Below are 1,063 nucleotides of genomic sequence, written 5' to 3'. Positions count from 1 at the left end.
GTGTTGGGGGTGCGGAGGTGCTCCGCCGGGGGAGGAGGATGTCGGCATCGGATCGAAGTCTCCACGTTGATACGCGTTCGCGGCCGGGACCGGTGCCGGGCGCGTACCGGTCCGCCGCCATCGGTCCCGCTCCGGGATACCCGGGCCCGCCGGGTCCACGCGGGTGGGGCACCACCTGCCCGGCGCGCCTGCCACGCCGGCGGCCGCCCGCCCGCGCCGCGCCGCGCCGCCGGCCGCCGGCTGTCCCGGGGGCTGTCCCGAACGGGCGCGCACGTGCGTCCGGGAACCCTGGAGAGGTCCCGTTCGTCCCGCAGAACACAAGGCCCCATAACCCCACGTCGCCGTGGGCATGCGTGATCGAGTCCAGTAGGCTGCGTCGCGTTCGGTGCGGGGGGCGGCCAGGGCCCCGGAATACAGGAACAGCCCCGATCGCAATGACAGCAGGAGGAGCAAGTGGGAGTCAGCCTCAGCAAGGGCGGAAACGTTTCGCTGACCAAGGAGGCGCCCGGCCTGACCAGTATCGTCGTCGGCCTCGGCTGGGATGTCCGCAGCACGACCGGCGCTGATTTCGATCTTGATGCGAGCGCGATCGCCCTCGGATCCAATGGCAAGGTCCTCTCGGACAGTCACTTCGTCTTCTTCAACAATCTCAAGAGCCCGGACGGTGCCATCGAACATCAGGGCGACAACCTCACCGGCGAGGGCGAGGGCGACGACGAGGCGATCAACGTGAGTCTCGCCGGTCTGCCCGTGGAGGTCGACAAGGTGGTGTTTCCGGTTTCGATCTATGATGCGGACACGCGCCAGCAGAACTTCGGCCAGGTCCGCAACGCGTTCATCAGGATCGTCAACGGGGTGGGGGGCACCGAGATCGCGCGTTACGATCTCACCGAGGACGCCTCCACCGAAACTGCGATGGTCTTCGGTGAAGTCTACCGGCACGGCGCCGAGTGGAAGTTCCGGGCCGTCGGCCAGGGCTATGCCTCCGGGCTTGCCGGCATCGCCCGGGACTACGGAGTCAATGTCTGATCCTTCTGCCCTGACGCCCGGTCGTCGCGACCGG

The 1,063-nt window shown here is 68.5% G+C and carries 1 protein-coding gene; it reads left to right on the top strand.

Going from position 1 to position 1,063, the window contains the following annotated elements:
- Window positions 1–453 precede the first annotated feature (453 nt).
- Window positions 454–1,029 (top strand): TerD family protein, encoded by a 576-nt coding sequence (locus AC5LUJ_RS07840; protein ID WP_250281145.1) that lies wholly within the window; start codon window positions 454–456, stop codon window positions 1,027–1,029.
- Window positions 1,030–1,063 lie beyond the last annotated feature (34 nt).

The sequence above is a fragment of the Protofrankia sp. CiP1_Cm_nod3 genome, from assembly GCF_982290655.1.
This window is presented reverse-complemented; position numbering and strand designations above follow the sequence as displayed.